At 67.4% G+C, this 20021-nt stretch carries 16 protein-coding genes; 5 read left to right on the top strand and 11 right to left on the bottom strand.

All coding sequences use genetic code 11. The features are described from left to right. Nucleotides 1–921 precede the first annotated feature (921 nt). The 10 genes from C7389_RS03065 to C7389_RS03020 form a co-directional block, all read right to left on the bottom strand. Entirely contained in the window at nucleotides 922–1356 is a 435-nt protein-coding gene (locus tag C7389_RS03065; RefSeq protein WP_133588270.1) for a cytochrome c family protein, read from the bottom strand. 2 nt (nucleotides 1357–1358) lie between these two features. Next, complete coding sequence (locus C7389_RS03060) at nucleotides 1359–1853, bottom strand: c-type cytochrome (RefSeq protein WP_162851646.1); 495 nt, start codon at nucleotides 1851–1853, stop codon at nucleotides 1359–1361. Next, nucleotides 1850–2395, bottom strand: a complete 546-nt coding sequence (locus C7389_RS03055; RefSeq protein WP_246034604.1) for a methylamine dehydrogenase light chain — start codon at nucleotides 2393–2395, stop codon at nucleotides 1850–1852. The genes C7389_RS03060 and C7389_RS03055 overlap by 4 nt, the downstream gene beginning before the upstream one ends. Before the next feature lie 39 nt (nucleotides 2396–2434). Beyond that, a complete protein-coding gene (gene mauD, locus C7389_RS03050) occupies nucleotides 2435–3025 on the bottom strand; it encodes a methylamine dehydrogenase accessory protein MauD (RefSeq protein ID WP_133588266.1) in 591 nt (196 codons plus the stop codon). 4 nt (nucleotides 3026–3029) lie between these two features. Beyond that, nucleotides 3030–3572 (bottom strand): MauE/DoxX family redox-associated membrane protein, encoded by a 543-nt coding sequence (locus C7389_RS03045; RefSeq protein WP_133588264.1) that lies wholly within the window; start codon nucleotides 3570–3572, stop codon nucleotides 3030–3032. After that, nucleotides 3572–4720, bottom strand: a complete 1149-nt coding sequence (locus C7389_RS03040) for an amine dehydrogenase large subunit (protein WP_162851645.1) — start codon at nucleotides 4718–4720, stop codon at nucleotides 3572–3574. Before C7389_RS03040 ends, C7389_RS03045 begins: the two co-directional genes overlap by 1 nt. A gap of 569 nt (nucleotides 4721–5289) precedes the next feature. Further along, nucleotides 5290–6309 (bottom strand): WD40/YVTN/BNR-like repeat-containing protein, encoded by a 1020-nt coding sequence (locus tag C7389_RS03035; RefSeq protein ID WP_133588260.1) that lies wholly within the window; start codon nucleotides 6307–6309, stop codon nucleotides 5290–5292. A 58-nt stretch (nucleotides 6310–6367) separates the two neighbouring features. Then, nucleotides 6368–8761: an efflux RND transporter permease subunit gene (locus C7389_RS03030; RefSeq protein WP_133588258.1), complete on the bottom strand. Its 2394-nt coding sequence runs from the start codon at nucleotides 8759–8761 to the stop codon at nucleotides 6368–6370. A gap of 125 nt (nucleotides 8762–8886) precedes the next feature. Further along, nucleotides 8887–10641, bottom strand: a complete 1755-nt coding sequence (locus C7389_RS03025; RefSeq protein ID WP_133588256.1) for a DUF1302 domain-containing protein — start codon at nucleotides 10639–10641, stop codon at nucleotides 8887–8889. 61 nt (nucleotides 10642–10702) lie between these two features. Next, nucleotides 10703–12094, bottom strand: coding sequence for a DUF1329 domain-containing protein (locus tag C7389_RS03020; protein ID WP_133588254.1), 1392 nt, complete (start codon nucleotides 12092–12094; stop codon nucleotides 10703–10705). Nucleotides 12095–12423: 329 nt separating this feature from the next. On the opposite strand from C7389_RS03020, the gene C7389_RS03015 reads away from it, so the two are divergent. The 4 genes from C7389_RS03015 (at nucleotide 12424) to C7389_RS03000 (ending at nucleotide 16875) form a co-directional block, all read left to right on the top strand. Continuing rightward, nucleotides 12424–13455 (top strand): helix-turn-helix domain-containing protein, encoded by a 1032-nt coding sequence (locus C7389_RS03015; RefSeq protein ID WP_133588252.1) that lies wholly within the window; start codon nucleotides 12424–12426, stop codon nucleotides 13453–13455. Further along, nucleotides 13452–14150: a helix-turn-helix transcriptional regulator gene (locus C7389_RS03010; protein ID WP_133588250.1), complete on the top strand. Its 699-nt coding sequence runs from the start codon at nucleotides 13452–13454 to the stop codon at nucleotides 14148–14150. The genes C7389_RS03015 and C7389_RS03010 overlap by 4 nt, the downstream gene beginning before the upstream one ends. A 179-nt stretch (nucleotides 14151–14329) precedes the next feature. Next, nucleotides 14330–16336 carry an NAD(P)/FAD-dependent oxidoreductase gene (locus C7389_RS03005; RefSeq protein WP_133588248.1) on the top strand — a complete coding sequence of 669 codons (2007 nt, stop codon included), beginning with the start codon at nucleotides 14330–14332 and terminating at the stop codon, nucleotides 16334–16336. Next, entirely contained in the window at nucleotides 16336–16875 is a 540-nt protein-coding gene (locus C7389_RS03000; protein ID WP_133588246.1) for a YybH family protein, read from the top strand. The genes C7389_RS03005 and C7389_RS03000 overlap by 1 nt, the downstream gene beginning before the upstream one ends. A 28-nt stretch (nucleotides 16876–16903) precedes the next feature. On the opposite strand, the gene C7389_RS02995 is transcribed toward C7389_RS03000, so the two are convergent. Then, nucleotides 16904–18511 carry an amidase gene (locus tag C7389_RS02995; RefSeq protein WP_211168495.1) on the bottom strand — a complete coding sequence of 536 codons (1608 nt, stop codon included), beginning with the start codon at nucleotides 18509–18511 and terminating at the stop codon, nucleotides 16904–16906. A gap of 795 nt (nucleotides 18512–19306) precedes the next feature. Between C7389_RS02995 and C7389_RS02990 the strand changes: the two genes are divergently transcribed. After that, entirely contained in the window at nucleotides 19307–19984 is a 678-nt protein-coding gene (locus C7389_RS02990; protein ID WP_133588244.1) for a FadR/GntR family transcriptional regulator, read from the top strand. The last annotated feature ends 37 nt before the right edge of the window (nucleotides 19985–20021 follow it).

Genomic DNA, 20021 nt, shown 5'->3' with positions numbered 1-20021 from the left:
AACGTCTGTTCAATCGCACGAAGATGGGGCGTCAATCCCCAAATTCGTGCGCACATCACTCTGAAACTAAAGCATTTTCACGCTCTAGGTGCATTACGCACCGGAATTGCGCAGGGTCATGCCGCGCTATTGCCGATGCTGCATTGCAAGATTCCTGCCGGTCCGGCGGCGGGGCGCTGTTGCGGCGCAAAGCGGGCAGCTGGAATTGGAATGGAGATTTGTACAATTCGTCTTAATTGCCTTCTCGAATTGATTCATTCAGCAATTCGAATTGGCCACTTTCCAGCCAGCGCAATACATTTGCGGCGGAGCCTGGTGCCCGCGACGGGAAGCAGTTCCCTGCTGCCTGCGGTCGGAGAAATACCATTGGCACGGGAGGCGAAGCCGGTATCGGGAGAGGGTGGAAGGGGCTGCCATCGCGCCGCATCAAGCGTGTTGCGCAAGCACATGCCCCACGGCGGTGCGCCAAGGCGGGAGCGCGGGGTGGCGTGCATGGTCGCGGTGCGGCGCGCGGGCAGCGCCGGGCGCGGGGGATGGATGGGGGGCTTGTCTGCCTTATGTCCTCGCAGCGATAGGCGGCTGCGCCTGGGTTCAACACGGGCACCCTGACGCGCCCCCCCCTCTCCCCCTCCCCCGCCAGGGGGAGGGGGAGAACCTGCGGGGCGGCTTGGCCGCCGGAACTCCCGCGCGTCGTTGATCTTGCCCTGCCGATCCTGTGCCGTTCAGCCTCCGCCACTGACCTTGCGCCACTGATCCTGCGCTGCGGCTCCTGCTCCTCAGGTCTTTCACACAGGTCCGTGCGCCCGCTTGCCCACACAGCCCGCCGCTATATGCCCCTGGACCCGCAGCGCGGCCGCCGTAAACGGCAACAGGCGCGGCCGACACCCGAGAGGTCGAACCGCGCCTGCGCCCTGCCCGGCTTCAATCCACCGGATAACCGTGCTGCTTCATCTCCGCCACCAGCTTCATCCGCACGTCGGCCGCGTTGGACAGCCAGTTGGCGCGCACCTCGGCGACTTCGGCTTCGGTGTAGGGCTGGTAGCCAGCCGGGCGTTCGGCGGGACTGAAGTTGTCCATCATCCAGTTCAGCACCCTGGCGGTGGCGGCATGGTCCAGCGGCGAATTGGCGGTGCCGGGCACGCGGATGAGGTAGTCGCGGCCCTCGGCGCTGCGGGCGAAGTAGCCCATGCGGCCGACCAGCGAGGGCACGCCGGCGTGCGGGGCGCCGCTGCCGTCGGGGCGGTGGCAGCCGGAGCAATGCAGCATGTAGTCCATGCGCGGATCAGCCTGGGCCGGCTGGGCCATGCCCAGCAGGGCGAGCAGCGCGGGGAGCGCTATGAGGTGGGCGCGGCGCATGGTCACTGCCCTGCCGCATCCAGCTGCGTGCGCAGCTTGCGGTTTTCCGCGCTGCTCGCCGGCTTGCCGCGCCAGGCAGCGAAGTCGGCGGCGGTGAGTGGCGCGAAGTCGGCCGCCAGCGTGTCCTTGTTCAGGGTGCCCAGCAGGTAGTGGCTGAGCGCCGCCAGTTGCTCATCGTGCAGTTGCGGGAAGGGCAGCATCATGCCGTTGAACTTCTCGCCGCCGGCGACGATGGCGCCGGACAGGCCGCCGAGCAGCACCCGCGGCAGGTACTCCCGCCCGCCGGGCGCGCTCACCCGCTTGCCCAGCAGCGAGGCCAGGGCCGGCGCCAGGCCGGGAGCGCCGACGCCGCCCGGCTGGTGACAGACCGCACAGTGCTGATTGAAGAGCGCCTCGCCCTCCTCCGCCGCCTGCGCGCCGCCGGCGCCTGCCACCAGCAGGGCCGACAGCGACAGCGCGGCAGCAATACCGCAACGCTTGCTGCCGCGCTTCCTCACGCTTCGCCCTCCGCCAGGCCGACCACCAGCGCGGTAGTGCAGTGGAACACCGAGGTGTCATTGGCCATGCACCAGTTGATGTCGTTGTGCAGGCCGAGACGGTAGCCCGGGCGCTCGCGCTCGCTGGTGGCGCACATGCAGCGGCCGCAGCTGGTCTTGCCGCAGCAGTCGTTGTAACTGATGAGGTAGTCCTTGCCGTCGTCCGGGTTGCGGCAGGTGCCCACCCAGGAGACCTTGGAGGCTTCGGTGCCCGGCGGGCAGGTGGTGGCGGAGCCGCCGCAGCAGGCGCACAGGTAGCCGTCCTGCGCGCAGTAGCGCCAGTAGTCGCAGCGGGTGTCGTCCTTGGTCTGCTTGCGTTTGGCGTCCTGCGCGGCGAAGGCCTGGCCGGTGCGGTCGAAGGGCAGCACCGGCAGCACGAAGGCGCTGGCGACGAAGAGCTTGCCGATGCGCACCAGCGCGCCGCGGCGGGAACTGCGCTGGGCGACCTGGCGGGTGCCGCGCTCGAACAGGCGGTCCAGCAGTTTGATGAAGAGTGTGAACACGGTTTTTCTCCAGCTAATCCTTGTTGAGGCGGCGGGCGCTCAGGCCTTCTGCTCGATGAACTGCTGCACCGAGCCCACCGCCAGTTCCTTGGCGGTGAACAGGCTCTCCAGCTGTTCACGGGAGTTGATCAGGCCCTTGGCGCCGATGCGGCCCTGTTCGTCGATCAGCACCGCGTAGGGCAGCTTGGCGATGTGGTAAGTCATGCCCAGCTCCTGCGACAGCAGGTAGGGGAAATCGCCCAGGCCGGCGCGCTGGATGAAGGCGCGGTGTTCCGGCTCTTCGCCGTCGGAGGCCAGCACGACACGCAGCCAGTCGCCTTCGGCCTTGCGCGCACGCTTGATGATGGGCAGCAGCTTCTTGCACACCGGGCAGGTGGGCGAGAGGAAGAACAGCAGGGTGCTGCGCGGCGCGGCGCCGCCGATCTCCACCTGGCCGCCGGTGAGGGTGGGCAGGGAGAAGATGGGGGCGACGTCGCCGGTCTTGGGGCCGGTGTCCATCATCAGCGCGCCCATGGGGGCGACGCGTTCGAACAGGATGCCGACCTGGCGGGCGAGCGCCAGCACGGCCAGGACCAGGGCCAGGATGACGACCCACGAGACGATGTTGGATACCAGCAGGGCTTCAGTCATTTTCTTAGCTCCGGAGTGCCTGATAACGGGGTTGGTTGGCGAGCAGCTGATTGGTGGCGGCATAGAGGCCGAGCAGCGCGAGGGCGAGCGCGACCACGGTGAGGTAGTCGATCCACACCAGTTCGCGGGCGCTCACGGCGAGGCCGGCGATGGCGGCGGCGAGCAGCAGCACCGCGTTGCGGCCCAGCAGCGCCCAGGACAGGCGCGGGTGGGAATCGCCGCCGCCGCAGCCGCAGTCGATGTTGCGGCGGCCGCGCAGCAGGTTGACCAGGATGCCGGCGCTGGCGAGCAGCAGCACCGCCACCGCGGCGGCCCCGCCGATGGCGCCCGGCGCCAGCAGCACCAGCGCGCCGGCGAGAATCTCCAGCAGCGGGAAGACGCGGGCGAACAGCGGCGCCAGCGCGCGCGGCAGCACCTCGTACAGCTCCACCACCGCCTCGAACACCGGCAGGTTGAAGAGCTTCTGGCCGCCGCCCACCAGCAGCAGCACCGCCACCGCGGCGGCGCAGCCGCGCGACAGCACCGGGTCGATCAGCAGGGCGTCCATTACTGCAGCTCCAGGTGGATGGGCGTGTTGCCGATGGCCGGCATGCGCTTGAACAGCTTCGGCTTGGCGCCGAGGTCGTAGGCGATGAGGTCGTTGTTGGTGGCGTCCAGCAGGTAGAGGCGCGGCTTCTCGCCCCGGCTGGTGGCCATGGACACCGCGTTGTGGCCGGGCATGCGGGCGATGCGCTTGTGGCTGGCGAGGTCGATCACCCAGATCTCCTTGGCCGGGTTCTTGTGCGAGCCCTCCTCGCCCTTGTCGTGCATGGCGACGTAGAGGCGACCGGCGGCGCGTTCGGTGGCGAGCAGCTGGTAGCCGCCCGGCCGCCAGCCAGCCTTGGCATCCGTGGCGCCGACCAGCGACCAGCCCGGCTCCACGCTCGCCATCTCGCCGGAGAGGTCGGCCTGGTAGACCTTGCCGTGGAAGGAGACGAAGACGAACTTGTCGCCGTTGCGGTCGTACATCGGGAAGACCGGATCGCTGTCCGGATCGAAGAAGGGCGCGCTCTGCTTGCGGGTGGCGACCTGGCCGGCCTCGTCCAGCGTCAGCGTCAGCATGGAACCGTTGCCGCACATGGCGGAGAAGCGGCTGGCCACCGTCGGCGAGGGATAGACGGCCCAGCAGCCCGGCGTCGGCACCTCGGCCAGCACCTTGCGGTTGCGCAGGTCCACCACCGTCACCGAGGTGGCCGGGGTGGCGTTCTGCACGTAGAGCAGGCTGCCGTCGAAGGAGGTCTGGATGAGGGTGCGGCTGGCGGTGCCCTGGGCATGGCGCGGCGGAATCACGATCTCTTCCTTGCGCGCCAGCGTGGTGGCGTCGTGGATGTCCACCACGTCGGTGCGCTCGCCGTGGTTGAGGCGGGCGTAGTAGGTGGTAGCCACGTACAGCTCGGAGCGGTCCGGCGACAGCGCGGACAGGCCGGAGAAGCCGGTGGAGACCATGCCGAGGTAGCGCATGTTCTGGCCGTCGATGACATGCATGCGGCCATCGACCAGGCTGCTGAAGTTGGGATCGGCGATATAGACGCGGTAAGCATCGGCCGGCGCCATCCTGGTCACCGTGAGCACATCCGGCTCCAGCGCATGCGCCTGCATGGCGAAACCGGCGCACAGCCCGAACAACAGGGATTTCACCCGGAAACTCTTTTTCACCTGGTTCTCCAGATTGATTGCGTTGGGTTGAATAGCGGTGGATTGCTGCGTGAATTGAAAGGCCACGGGCAATGGTCCGATTTGCGTAATTGCGATTGGCGCAGTGCTTTTCATTCGCCGCGGCAATTCGAATACGCGACAAATGGCAAAGCGGAATACCTTTATTTCCTGAATAGCTGAAAACGATTCTAGCGATCGTTCAAAAGCGGGCGTTATCCCAAAACGGCAAATCCGGCTGGCGATTCATTGTTGTTGCCATCCGCCACAAAAGCGCTGGAATGGCAGCCCTCCGGCGCAGCCGGGCCTGGCACGCATCCCGCGCCCCGCCTGGCAGAACCGAGGTGGCGAAAAAAGAAGGGAGGCCGGGCGGACCCGCCCTCCCTTTTCTCAAACACCACGCTCGGAACCCCCGCCCGCATTGCTGCGGGCGGTCACTGCGAATACGTCGCAACAGCTGCGCCGCATCGAGTTCATTTCAAGTGCCATTCACGGCGGCGATGGACGGAATCGGCAATTCATGTCCACGCCTTTGCGCCGCCGCCCTGCCCTTTTCCATCAATTCAAAGCACTCACTGCAGCGGCAATACGCCGCCGCGGGAAAACACCGCGACCTTGCCGCTGGCGGTGGCGACCGCGGCGGTGAGCGACAGGCGGTCTTCCCGCTGGCTGGCGTGGAAGCTGCGGCCCTGGTCGCTGCTCTCCAGCGTCACCCCGTCCAGCCCGACGGCGACCACCTTGCCGCCGGCCAGCACCAGGTCGGTGATGGAGCTGAAGGGCGTGCCTTCCACCTTGCTCCAGTGGGCGCCTTCGTCGCCGCTGCGATAGACGTTGCCGCGCAGGCCGGCCAGCAGCACGCTGCCGTCGTCCAGCGCCAGCCCGCTCCAGAAGGAGCCGCGATAGCCGGTCGGGCGGTAGTCCCAGCTCTGGCCGCCGTCGGCCGAACGCAGCAGGGTGCCGCGCTCGCCGGCGACGTAGAGCACGCCTTTCGGGCCGCCGAAGATGCGCATCAGGTTGGCGTCGGCCTGGCTCTCGCCCGGGGGCGCCGGCAGCGCCACTTCTTCCCAGCGCTGGCCGCCGTCGCGGGTTTCCAGCATCAGCGACCACAGGCCGACGGCGATGCCGTGGCTGGCGTCGAGGAAATGCACCGAGAACAGCGGCCTGTCCTCGCCGGTGTCCAGGCGCTGGCGGCTCCAGTTCTCGCCGCCGTCGCTGGTATGCAGCACCACGCCCCAGTGGCCGACCGCCCAGCCCTGCCTGGCATCAGCGAAGGAGACGCCGGTGAGCGTGGCCGCCACCGGCACGCTGGCGGCCTGGCGCCATTGCTTGCCGCCGTCGTCCGACAGCAGCACCACACCGCGCTCGCCCACCGCCACCAGGCGGTCGCCGGCGCGGGTGGCGTCCAGGATCATGCTGCGGGTGGCGTTGGCGCTGTGCGCCGCCGGCCGCAGGCTGAAGGTCTCCGCGCCGGCTTCGGCCTGGGCGTGGCAGAACAGCGGCGCCAGCGCGATCAGCCCGGCCAGCGCGTTCGCCAGCCGGGCGGAGAAGCGGCGGGCGCGGGAATGCGAGGAACGCGGAGCAGGCGTGTTCATGAGGTTTCCGATGAGCATGTTCATGTGCCGGATGAGTTGGCCAGTTCAGTGGGCCGGATCAGTGCGCCAGGATGCCCGGCGCCCGCACCGGCTTCCTTCGCGGGAAGAGTTTTTCCAGCCACACCGCGAAGGCGGGCAGCGCGGTCATCGCCATCACCATGTTCACCATGAACATGAAGGCCAGCAGCCGGCCCATGTCGGCCTGGAACTTGAGTTCGGAGAACATCCAGGTGGCCACGCCCACCGCCAGGGTGACGGCGGTGAAGATGGTGGCCATGCCCACCTCGAGGATGGCGTGCTCCAGCGCCTTGACGATGGGCTGGCCGTTGGCGAGGTGCAGCTGCAGCCGGTTGTAGATATAGAAGGCGTAATCCACGCCGATACCCACCGCCAGCACCATCACCGGCAGCGTCGCCACGGTGAGGCCGATCTGCAGCTCCTTCATGAACCAGTAGCCGATGAAGGTGCCGACTGTGAGCGGCAGGCAGCAGGCGATGACGGCGCGGAAGTCGCGGTATACCGCCGCCACCAGCACCACGATGGCGGCATAGACGTAGAGCAGCATCGGCATTTCGGAGCGATGCACCTCTTCGTTCACCGCCGCCTGCACGCCGGCGTTGCCGGAGGCGAGGCGGATATGCACGTCCGCCACCTGGTCGGCCTCGCGGAAGGCCTTCACCGCGGCGATGACGCCGTTGATGGTGGTGGCCTTGTGATCGGCGAGGAAGAGGTGGACCGCCGTCATGCTGCAGTCCTTGTTCATGAAACCGCGCACCCGGCCGACCTCGGCGGCGAGGCCGGCGTAGTTGCCGGCGTCGATGGGCACCACCGCCATCTTCGGGTTGCCCTCGTTGTAGCCCTCGTTGTAGGTGCGCAGCTGGCCGGAGAAGGACAGCGCCGAGAGCACGCCGGGCACGTACTGCATGGCGGCGACGAAGCGGTCCTGGTAGAGGCCGACTTCGACCCGCTCGCAGGAAGCCGGCGGCGCCTCGAAGATCACCGTGAGCCAGTCCAGGCCGGTGTCGTAGTTCTGCGAGATGGAAACCGCGTCGCGGTTGAAGCGGGCGTCGGCGCGCAGTTCGGGCGCGCCCGGCTCCACCGTGCCCACCACCCGGTCGGCGCTCTGCCACACAGCGAGGCCGAACACCACCAGCGTCACCGCGATGGTGATGGCGGCGTTGCGCGGCTCCGCCACCCGCGCCAGCGTGCGCAGCCAGGCCGAGCGCTTCTCGCGCTTGAGCACCGCCTTGTCGGCGTAGCTTTTGTCGAAGTGGAAGCAGGAGGCGGCCAGCGGCAGCATCACCAGGTTGGTGATGATCTTGTAGCCCACGCCCAGCGAGGCGGTGATCGCCAGCTCCCGCACCATCGGAATCGGGATCAGCGTCAGCGTGATGAAGGAGACGAAGGCGGTGATGAGCGCCAGCGTGCCGGGAATCAGCAGGCCGGAGAAGCTGGCGCGCGCCGCCTCCTCGGTACTGCGGCCGTGGGAGAGCTCGCGCACGATGAAGTTGATCTGCTGCACGCCGTGGGACACGCCGATGGCGAACACCAGGAAGGGCACCAGCACCGCCAGCGGGTCCAGGCCGTAGCCCAGCAGCTTCAGCGTGCCGAACTGCCACACCAGCGAGGTGAAGGAGCACACCACCGGCAGCAGGGTGAAGCGCAGCGAGTGGCAGTACCAGTACACCGCCAGCGCGGTGAGCAGCAGCGCGATGGCGCAGAACTCCAGCACCGCCGAGGCGCCGTCGGCGATGTCGCCGATCTGCTTGGCGAAGCCAATGATCTGGATTTCGTAATCGGCGTCCTCGAACTTGGCGCGCAGTGCTTCCAGCAGCTTGTTGTAGGCGACGTAGTCGATCTGGCGGCCGTCGCGGTCGCGCTCGGCCAACTCGGCGACGATCATCGCGCTGCTCTGGTCGCGCGACACCAGGGTGCCGACGAAGCCGCCCTGGCTGGCGGCGCGCTGGATGCCGGCGATGGTTTCATCGTCCAGGTCGGCCGGCGACACCGTGCCGGGGATCAGCGGATCGGCGCGGAAGCCGTCCTCGGTGATCTCGTTGACGAAGGAGTTGGGCGTCCACAACGACTGCACGCCCAGGCGATCGACGTTGGGCAGGAAGCCCACCGCCTGCGTCACTTCGTACAACCGGGTGAGCGCCGCCTTGTTCCAGATGCTGCCCTCGCGGACGCGCACCACGATGTTGAGGCGGTTGGCGCCGAGCACGTCGTCGCGGTACTGGTTGAAGGTCTGGATGTATTCGTGGCCCACCGGCATCTGCTTCTCGAAGCCGGCATCCATGCGCAGCTGCAGGGCGAACCAGCCCATGACGACGGTGAACAGCGCGAGCGCGACCAGGATGGCGCCGCGCAGGCGGAAGCAGAAATCCTCCAGGCGGCGCAGGTTGCGGGTCAGGAAGGTGTCGACCTGATCGACACTGAGGGGATTGAGCACGGTGTGACCTGAAGAATGGAGGGGCGGGCTGCGTGGGTGTTGCCGCCGGCCGCCGCGCAATCCGCGGCGGGCGGCTGAGGATCAAGCCGGCGGCGAGGCTTGCGCCCGCGCCGGCAAGCGCTGCATCAGAAGTTGCGCGACAGGAAGCCGCCGATGAAGTCCCTGTCCTCGTTGAGCGAGCTGGTGGGTGTGTCGCCGCCCCAGAACTTGGTGTAGTTGATGCCCGCCTGCCAGGTGGAGGGATTGCGGTTGAACAGCACGTAGAAGTTGGCCGACTTGGCGCCCTCCATCCAGTTCTGCATGAAATTGGGCGTGTTGCCGCGCACCGCGTGGGACACCGCCACGCCGGGGATCACCTGCCAGCCGGGGATCAGCGAGCCGTCGTAGGTCACGCTGAAGTCGAACATGTAGCCCCAGGAAAAACTGTCGCCCACGCCCACCGAGTTGCCGGCGCCGTCCAGGTAGGTCCAGTTGCCGGCGGCCACCTGCTGCTGGTAGGTCACGCCGTTGTTGCTGCGGGTATAGATCTTTCCGGAGTGCACATTGGGGTAGGAAATACCCACCACTTCGCCGAGGAAGGTGCCGGTCTGCGCGCCCACCGCGTCGAGGAACCAGCCGTGCTCGCTGGGGGTGAGGCTGAGGATGCCGGTGAGGTGGAGCTGGTAGCGCTCCTCGTCCACCGAGCCGCGGCATTCGGCGCCGGCGGCGATGCCGCTGCCATCGACGTTCACGCACGCACCCAGCGACACTGCGTCCTTCGGCCGGTAGGAGAGTTCCGCGCCCACCGCCCAGTTGCCCAGCGAGGTGTTGGCGCTGATGCCGTACAACTCGCGGTTCTCTTCGTAGTAGTAGCCGGTGTGGCCCATGCCGGCGGACCACAGCAGCACGTTGGGCGTCTTGTCGTGGTAGCGCTGGTAGTAGAGGCCGACGTCGGCATCCAGCGCATCGACGCGGAATTTCAGCGATACGCCGTACTGGCCGCCGCTGCGCGGCTTGTCGTCGTTCGCCACCGGGATGGCCTCGCCGGCGGCCAGCATGGCTTCGCGGGCGGCGGCCAGGCTCATGCCGTAGAGGGAGTCGCCCGGGGTGCGGATGCGGCTGGCGGCGTCGGCGGTGAAGTACATCAGGCGGTCGCGGCCGGCGCCGAAGGTGTCGCTCACCGAGAAGTAGGTGCCGGCCGGCGGAAAGGAATACGGCTTCCACTCGAACTGGTAGTAGGCCTCGGCGTTGATGCCGTTACCCAGGCTGGAGGCCAGGCTGAACATCGGCGCCGGCAGGTAGGCTTCCTTCAGCTGCACGCCCGGCGAGGACAGGCGCTGCATGTCCATCGCCACGTTGGAGTTGATGCCGCCGAACATGAACAGGCTCTCGCCCCAGCTCACCACCTGGTTGCCCAGGCGGGCACGGGCGCGCTGGCCGGCGATGTCGAATTCCTTGCTGACCCAGAAGTCGTACAGCCGCACGTAGTTGCCGACTTCGTTGGAGGCGCTGGCGCGCAGGTCGGTGCGGGCGGTGTCGTCGGCGGCGAAGTCGTGCAGCCAGCCGACCCGGCCCATGAACTTCCACTGGTCCGGCAGGTTCAGCAGCAGTTCGTGCGAACCCTTGATGTGGGCGGTGAAGAAATCGCCCTTGTCGTAATTGAGGTTGCCGTCGTCGCCGTTGCCCCATACCGCGGTATTGGCATTGCCGCCACAACTCGTGGAGACATCGCCGATGTGGTTGCAGCGCTGGTCTTCCACCCGCTGACCGAAACCGACGGTGAGCGTGGAGTCCAGCGAGCCGCTGAAGAATTCGTTCTCGAACTGGAAAGCCTGGGCCGCGGGCGTACCCAGCCCGGCGAGGGCGAGCGCCACCGCCAATTGCTTGAAGCGAATTGTCATTGTTATCTCCGGAGGGAAGGCGCCGCCGCGGCTGAGACGCGGCGGCGGAGAAGGTGCGGGCTTAGCGCTGGCTGATCGCGCGCAGGTTGTCGGGGGTGTAGAAGCTCTCCTGCAGCTTGGCGTCGTCCGGCTCCACCGACCACTTCAGGTCCTTGCCGGCGCCCACGCTGCCCTGGTCGTGCAGCACGCGGCCGGAGTTGAGGTCGTACTGGACGAAGGCCGGGTTGTCGCAGGAACCGGTTTCGGCCACCGGGATGACAAAGCTCTCGCGCACCTTCCACAGCTTGCCCTGGGCGTCGTAATCCTCCGCGCCCATCAGCGCCCAGGAGTCCTCATCCACATAGAAGCGGCGCTTGGGCGCGACGTGGCGCACGCCCTCCTTCACCGTGGCCTCGATCACCCACACCCGGTGCAGCTCGTAGCGGGTGGCGGCGGATTCGACGCCGTCCGGGGTGATGACCTTGTGGCGATCCACGTTCGGGTCATACATGCCGAAGGCGTTGTAGCCGACGTACATCTCCTTCTTGCCCACCAGCTTCCAGTCGAAGCGGTCCGGCGTGCCGTTGAACACCCGCGGCTCATCCACGGTGTACTGGTTCTCGAAACCCACCTGCGGCGCGTCGTAGGAATAGCTGGGCATGCGGCGCACGCGGCGCTGGCCGGGGAAGTAGTAGAAGGTGTCGCTGCCCTTGTTCAGGTAGGCGGTGGCGATCAGCGCCTGGCCGGCGAGCGCGGTCGGCGAGGTGTAGTCGAAATAGGTGTAGTACTCGACCTGCGGCAGGTCGGCGAGCTTGCTGCTGCCCTTCTTGCCCCAGGGGTAGAAATAGGTCTGGCTGGATTTGGCTTCGATCCAGTCGCCGCCGCTGGCGCGCGGCGACAGCATGATCCACAGCGCCGGCATGGTGAGGCCGACCCCGGCGTATTTCATCTTGGCATTCCACAATACCTCGATGCCGCTCTTGGGGAAGGGGAATGGAATGCCCGGCACGGTGGCTTCGGCAAGGCTCCATCCATCGCTGCCGATTTTCGCCGTACCGACGTTTGCCTTCGTATTCTGCTGCACGAAATCCGGCGCGGAACAATGACGGCGGCTGGGGTAGACCGCAATGCGGTAATTCTTGAAATTACGCAGCAGCGCGAGCTGACCTTCACTCAGCTTATTCGCATATTTATCGGCATTGGATGCGTCGATGGTGAATAGCGGCTTGTCATCCTTGAATTTGAAGAAATCGGCGCGCGGCTTGCCGGGCGCCCATCCGGAATTCAATGCGCCCGCCTGCCAGGCGGGAATGCTGCCATCTGCGTTGGCTGCGCTTTCGCCGCCCAGGGGCGTCAGATTGCGGCCCAGTGCGGCGGCATCGTCCGCCGCCAGCACGGGCTGCGCACCGAGGATTCCGACCGCCGCCAATACGGACGCCAATGGCCGCAGCCTTTCCGAAGCGAATTTACTCATTAACGACCCCTGAGAATTATTAATAGAAGCTGAATAGAAAAACCCCGACGTGACATGGAAAGGATCGCGGCCCTGGCGCTAAAACCTTCGTCGAGTCGGGGAAATTCTAGGAAGCACTTTCGGCGGGCCGTTATCCGAAATCAGCAATTCGCAATAAAAAACATCGCACCAGCCTTGTGCGCTGCAAATTGCAATGCACGCGCCGGGTGCCCCATGATGCGAATAAGGAGGAGGGAATTCCCGACAGAGAGAGGGAAGTCCCGACGGCATGGCTTTTGCTAAATGTTGAGGTGCATTCACCTCAATGACGCTTTGGGGCCAAACAATAAATGAACACGGATACGTGTATTGGCAAGGCTCCCGCCTTTGCCAGCGGCAGTACTTCGCATGTACGCATCACCCACCGGAACACCACCGAAGTGGGCGAAATGGCGGCTTACGTACAAGGCTGGGAGCAGATCTACGACCAGCTCACGCCCGGGCCCTTCGTCGGTGATTTCACCGAGGTGTGGTTCGACGGCATCCAGATCTTCCGCGAGCAGACCACCCAGTCGCTGCAGGAACACTGCAGGCCCTGGCAGGGCTGCCTCACCGTCGGCATCCCGCTGCGCATGGACGGGCGTGTGGTGTACGACGGCTGGGAGGTGGACGAGCACACCCAGATCACCATCAAGCCAGGCGAGGAGTCGCTGCTGCGTACCTCGCCGGCGCTGGACCTGATCGCGGTGGCGCTGCCGATGGACGAGCTGATGGAGTTCACCCGCATCCTGGAAGGCAACGACGCCGCCGAGGCGCTGGTGCGCGCGCCTGCCGCGCTGCGCGATCCGGTCGGCTCCACCAAACTGAAGGAATTCCTGTTCTCGGCGCTGTCCAGCATCATCTCGGCACCGCAGCTGCTGGAACATGAGCAACTGCGCCGGGCGATGAAGCACGCCATCTACGAGAGCACGGTAGCCAGTTTCGGCAAGGCGGCCGCCGCCAGCCAGTCCCCGCGCACCAGCTCGGGTCGCCGGCAGGTGGTGCATCGCGCGGTGGCTTACATGCGCGAGCATGTGAACGAACCGCTGTCGGTGGCCGACCTGTGTGCCGAGCTGGGCGTCTCCCGCCGCACGCTGCAATACTGCTTCGAGGAAGTGCTGCAGCTGAACCCGGTGGGCTACCTGCGCGCCATCCGGCTCAACGGCGTGCGCCGCGACCTGCTCAACAGCGATCCGGAAAAGACCATGATCCAGGACGTGGCCGCGCGCTGGGGCTTCTGGCATCTGTCGCGGCTGGCCACCGAATACCGCGCCATGTTCGGCGAACTGCCCTCCGCCACCCTGCGCGGCGCGGCTGCCCCGGCACGGCACCTGAACGCGTGAGCCTGAAGCCGGCCTGCCCCGCAGCGCCGGCCACCGCCCGGCTGCAGGCCTATATGGATGCCTGCCTGGACACGGTGGGCAGGGTGAGCGCCTGCGACCATCGCGCCTTCTACCTGGTCGGGGGCAATGGCGACATCGCCGGCTTTCCCCGCCCGGCCGCACTGCCCGAGGTGCAGGCCGCCTACAGCGCCCACTACTGGCGGCACGATCCGCTCTACCCGGCGCGCGGCCTGCGCTGCGGCGCGCCGGTGCAGAGCCTGCGCGGCCAGGCCGGCGGCAGCGCCATCTACCGCAATTTCCTCAGCGACCACGGCATAGGCGACATCGCCGAGATCTACCTGCGGCTGGACGATGGCCGCGCGGTGGCCGGCATCTCGCTGATACGCCGCAGCCACGGCCCGGCCTTCAGCAGCGGCGAGATCGACGTGCTGAAAGGGCTGATGCCACTGCTGGAATTCTCCGCCGCCAGCTCCGGCGCCTTCGCCCCCGCCGCGCCGGAAACCGCCGCGCTGACGCCGCGCGAGGGCGAGCTGGTCCGCCACCTGCGCCGCGGCCTCAGCAATGCGGAGATCGCCGATGCACTGGGCATCTCGCTGGCGACGGTGAAGACCCACGTCAAACATGTGCTGGACAAGGCGGGGGCCCGCAGCCGCACCGAGCTGCTGGCCAAGCTGTTCATCCACCCCGGCGCCTGAGCCTCCCCCCGTCTCGAACCTTCGCGCCGAGGCCGCCTCCCCCGCGGCGCCATCCCGGCTCCGCGAAGCCGCCGCCCATCATCCTTAGGGATGACGACAGCCCTTCTCCACCTCCCTAGCATGACCTGGCAGTCCACTACCGGCGGGCTGCATCCCCTCGTCATCCAGGAGCCTTCCCCATGGCAGAGACGCCGGATTCCAGCCCGAATCCATCCGCCAGCCTGAGCGCAAAGGAAAAGAGCGCGCTCGGCTTCGATACCCGCATCACCCGCCGCGATTTCCTCGGCGCCAGCCTGCTCGGCGCCGGCGGCGCCCTGCTCGGCATGGCGGCCCCCGGCCTGATGCGCAACGCCCAGGCGCAGACGGTGCCGGTGCCGCTCACCGGCCTGACGCGCGAATGGAGCGGCTGGCGCAGCGACGCCGGCATCGGCATCGGCGACTATGCCCGCGCCAACGGCAACACCTGGAACGTGGTGAACGACGCCAAGGCGGCGCTGCGCAACCGCGAGATGGATGGGCTGATCGCCGGCGCCGCCGACTCAGGCGAAAGCTACGACCTCATCGTCGTCGGCTGTGGCATCGCCGGCCTCTCCGCCGCCCACGTCTATCACAAGGAAAGGCCAGGCAGCAGCGTGCTGATGCTGGACCAGCACGCCATCTTCGGCGGCGAGGCCAAGCAGAACGAGATCGAGGTGGACGGCACCCGGCTGATCGGCCCGCAGGGCTCCACCGGCATGGTGTTCCCGCTGCAGCGGGCCAAGGCCTTCGGGTTCTACAGCGGCTTCTACGAGGAACTGGGCTTTCCCGAAGCCTTCGACTTCCAGGAGCCGCAGAACCTGCGCAGCGACATGCTGATTCCGCGCGACGTCTGGTCGCCGATGCACATCGGCTGGGAGCAGTCGGACATCGGCTATTTCTTCGAAGGCCAGGGCTTCGTCAAGAACGCCTGGCACAACGGCTGGAAGGACGCGCCGCTGCCGGAAGCGCAGAAGCAGGACCTCACCCGCCTGGAGCTCAGCCACACCGCGCCCCGCCGCACCGACTGGGCGCAATGGCTGGACTCCATGACCTACCGCGACTACCTGAGCAAGGTGATGGGCCTGGGGCCGGAGGTGAGCAAGTACATCGACCCGGTGGCGGCGGCCATGGGCTGCGGCCAGGGCGCGGACACCATCTCCGCCTTCTCCGCCTACAACTTCATGCAGCCCGGCGTGGTGAACTACAACCGCGATCCCGCCCAGGGCAAGGGCGATGGCACCGACGACCTCTACCTGGTGAGCTTCCCCGGCGGCAACGCCACCATCGCCCGCCGGCTGGTGAAGTACCTGATTCCGGATGCCTTCGCGGGCGAGCGCCTGAGCGAGCTCATCCTCGGCAAGCTCAACTGGAATGCGCTGGACCGCGCCAACCAGCCGGTGCGCATCCGGCTGTCATCCACCGTGGTCGCGGTAAGCCACGACGGCCCGGCGGACTCGGCCAAGGGCGTCACCGTCACCTGGCTGCGCGAAGGCAGGCTGTACAAGGCCCGCGCCCGGGCGGTGATCATGGCCGGCCAGCAGCACGCCAACAAATACGTCTGCCGCGATCTGCCGCGCGCCTATTACGAGGCCATGGCCACCTTCCACCACGCGCCCATGCTCACGGTGAACGTGGCCCTGCGCAACTGGCGCTTCCTCGACAAGCTCGGCATCGCCTCCGCGCGCTGGTTCGAGGGCTTCGGTTGGTGGACCAGCCTGCGCCGCAACGTGCTGGTGGACGGCCGCGAGACCATGCCGCTGGACCCGGACAAGCCGGCGATGATGGTGCAGTACAACCCCTTCATCGTGAATGGGCTGAACGATGTCGCCCAGACCTGCACCGCCGCCCGCATGCAGCTCTTCCACCTGCCCTACGCCGACATCGAGGCCGGCGTGCGCAGCCAGTTCCAGAAGATGTTCGGCGCCGCCGGCTTCGACGCCAGGCGCGACATCGCCGGCATCGTCGCCAACCGCTGGGGCCACGCCTACGTCACCGCGCAGCCGGGCTTCTTCTTCGGCAAGGACGGCCAGCCGGCGCCGCGCGAAATCATCCGCACCCGTTTCAACCGCATGGCCTTCTGCCACGCGGAACTCACCGGCGCCCAGATGTGGGAAACCGCCGCCGAAGAAGGCGACCGGGCCGCCAAGCAAATCCTGGAGATCATCTGATGAAGCACACGCTTTCCCGCGTTTTCCGCGTTTTCCACCCTCCCCGCCTCGTCGCCAGCCTGCTCGCGGCAGGCCTCCTCGCCACCGCGCTGCCGGCCGGCGCCGCGTCCGCCACCGCCACCGCCGCTCCCGCCCCAACGGCGAGTGCCGAACTGAAGGCCTTCAAGGCCGCCATCCGCTCGCTCTACGACCTGAAGGAAAAAGCCTTCGCCAGCCAGGATGCGGACGCCATCGTCGACCGCTTCTACGCCCCGGATGTGGTCTCCACCGGCGAGGAAACGCCGGTGAAGGTCGGCCGCGAGCAGTTGCGGCCGATGTACCGCGAGCTGGTGAAGTACGGCGATGTGCGCATCGAGTCGGTCTACACCAAGGTCAGCGGCAACATGGGCTGGGACTGGGCCAACTTCCATGTGACACCGCGCGACCCGGCGGAGAAGCCCTTCACCTTCCGCATCCTGTTCCTGTGGGAGAAGGTGAACGGCAAATGGATGTCCGCCGGCGACATGTATGTGCACGGCACCATGCAGGACCGCCCCTGACAGCGGAGCGGGCCCGGCCGGCCGCGCCTCAGAGCAGCGCCGGCCGGCGCGCCTGCACCCAGCGGGTGGCCTGCTCGTAGGCATGGCCCAGCTGCAGCACGGCGAGGTCCGCCTGGGCCTTGCCCATCACTTGCACGCCCATCGGCAGGCCCTGGGCATTGAAGCCCACCGGCACGTTAAGGATGGGCAGGCCGGCCAGGGTGCCGCCCGTCACCACCTCCATCCAGCGGTGGTAGGTGTCCATGCGGCGGCCGGCGATCTCTGCGGGCCAGTGCTGACCGGCATCGAAGGGGAAGACCTGGGCCGAGGGCAGCACCAGGTAGTCGTAGCGCTCGAACAGCTTGCGCAGCGCCTCGTACCACTTGCTGCGCTGGGCGGTGGCGCGCCAGACGTCGGCACCGGTGAGATTGAGGCCGCCCTCTATCTCCCACACCGCCTCCGGCTTCAGCAGCGCGCGCTTGGCCGGGTCGTTGTAGAGCGGCGTGGCAAGCCCGGCGACCAGCCAGTGGCGCAGCGTGAGCCAGGTCTGCCACAGCTGCTCCATCGGGTAATCCGGCATCGCCTCTTCCACCGTGCAGCCCACGGCCTCGAAGCCCCTCAGCCCCTGGCGGCACAGCTCCAGCACGCCGGCCTCCATCGGCAGGTAGCCGCGGAAGTCGCCCAGCCAGCCGATGCGGGTGCCGCGGAAATCCCGCTGCAGCGGGCCGGCGAATACCGCCGGGTCTTCGCTGAGGGACATCGGCAGCCGGGCGTCGTGGCCGGCCTGCACCGACAGCAGCATCGCCAGATCCCGCACCGTGCGCCCCATCGGCCCCTCGTAGCCGAGTTGCTGGAAGAAGACCTCGCCGCTGGGGCCGAAAGGCACCCGGCCCTGCGACGGCCGGAAGCCGAATACGTTGTTCCAGGCCGCCGGATTGCGCAGCGAGCCCATCATGTCGCTGCCATCGGCTACCGGCAGCATGCGGGTGGCCAGCGCCACCGCCGCGCCGCCGCTGCTGCCGCCGGCATGGCGGCTGGGGTCGTAGGCGTTCAGCGTGGTGCCGAAGACGGCGTTGTAGGTAGCCGAGCCGAGGCCGAACTCCGGCGTGTTGCTCTTGCCGATGAGAATGGCGCCTTGCCGGCGCACCCGCTCGACGATGATGGAGTCCTGTCGCGGCACATAGTCCTTGAACAGCGGCGAGCCCTGGGTGGTGGGAATGCCGGCGGTGGCGGTGAGGTCCTTGGGCGCCTGCGGCATGCCGTGCATCCAGCCGAGATATTCGCCACGGGCGAGCTGGGCGTCGCGCTCGTCCGCCTGCCGTAGCAGGTCACCACGCTCCTGCAGCGACACCAGCGCATTCACCTTGGGGTTGATGCGCTCGATATGGTCGAGGAAGGCGCTCATGACTTCACGACAGGAGACCTTGCGCGCCTTGATCCAGGCCGACAGCGCCACCGCGTCCGCCATCACGATGTCGGACGGCGGCTGGGCGGCCATTGCATTGCCGGCCACGCCCAGGCCGCCGGGCAACAGCGCCGCCGCGCCCAGCAGGCCGGCATTGCGCAGGAAATCGCGCCGGCTGCCGGCGGCCGGGTCATGGGGCTGGTTTTCAGGCTGGGGAAAACTCTCGGGAAACAGCTCGTCGCGCGTCTGCATTTTGTTTTGGTCTCACCGGATTGGGGTGAGGACGATTCTAGGAAAGCGCCCGCGCAGGCGTTAGCCGAAAACAGCAAGGCGGGGAAAGAGGTTCGGCGTGGTGGGTTGGCGCGGTGCCTGGCGTGCGTTTCCCGGCCTTGCTGGATAGTTGATTCAGGAGCAGGTGCGGGCGCGGGGGGACAGGAATGCTCCTGCTTCCCTTCCATCGCCTGAAGCCTGCAGGTGGAGACACGGTCCTTCCTTCGCGCAGTGGATTGGTCAGCGGGGCGGAAGGCCAGCGCCCGAAGCCTGGAGGGGTGATCTGATCCATCAGTGCCCTTGCGGGCGCCTCCCCTCCTCCCCAGCCCTCCCTTGCCAGGGGAAGGGGCGAAACCCGTCGCGTAATAACGAACGGCCCGCGGGGAAAACCGCTGCATATGCACCATCGGCCACCTACCACCTGCCACAAGTCCACGCCCCGGGCCCCCCAACCGCCTGGCCGGATTCGGCAAGCCCTTCCACCCAGCCACAGAAATCCCAGCCCCCCTCCCGCCGTCCGCTCCACCCCGACACCACCAGATATCCGCCCTCATCCGGGGCACCACAACAGCGCCAAGCACCGTTTGAGGGCGCCGCAGCTCCCCGTTCAACGCCTCCCAACCAAGGGCAACAAACCTCCGCTCAGCCTCAATCCCGCACGAACACGCGCTTTCCGGCCGCCCTCACCAGACAGGCCAGCAATTGGCACAGCTTCTGCTAATACCGATCTGACTGGTCAGACCAGTCCGAACTGTCAGACCGCAAACGAAGGCCCCCATGCCCAGCATCTCAGCCATTGCCGCCCAGGCGCTGCAGCGCCGCATCGCCGAGGGAGAATTCCCCAGCGGCTCGGCCCTGCCCTCGCAACGCGAGCTGTCGGACCAACTGGCGATCAGCCGCGCCTCGCTGCGCGAAGCCATCTCCACGCTGGAGGCGCTGGGGCTGGTGCGTTCGCAGCCGGGCAAGGGCGTGTTCGTGACCGCCGGCAGCCGGCCGGACCCGGCGCGGCCGCTGCCCGGAGCCGGCTCGATGACGCCGCAGGCGCTGATCGAATTCCGCCTGGCGCTGGAGCCGGCCTGGGCGGCGCTCGCCACCCGCCACATGAACGCCGAGGGCCGCCAGGCGCTGGAAGACATCCAGCGCGGCATGGAAGACGCGCTGCGGGTGGGCGACCTGGTGATGGCGGCGGACTGGGATCTGCAGTTCCACCTGCAGCTGGCCGAGTCCTCCACCAACCCGGGCTTGATCACCATTGCCCACCAGTTCCGCGAGCAGATCGGCCACAGCCTGCGCCTGCCCTTCTCCAACCCGGGCGGCATCTGGGAACCGGCCGACGAACACCGCGAAATTCTCGCCGCCATCGATGCCGGCGATGCCGCCGCCACCGCCGCCGCGATGCGCCGCCACCTCGCCGCCGCCGCGCGGCGAGTCGGCCTGGAATTGCAGATCGAATGAGTCTTTGAAGAAGCACACCGTACTCAGCAGACCGAAC

The organism is Azoarcus indigens, from assembly GCF_004361735.1.
Taxonomy (GTDB): domain Bacteria; phylum Pseudomonadota; class Gammaproteobacteria; order Burkholderiales; family Rhodocyclaceae; genus Azoarcus; species Azoarcus indigens.
This window is presented reverse-complemented; position numbering and strand designations above follow the sequence as displayed.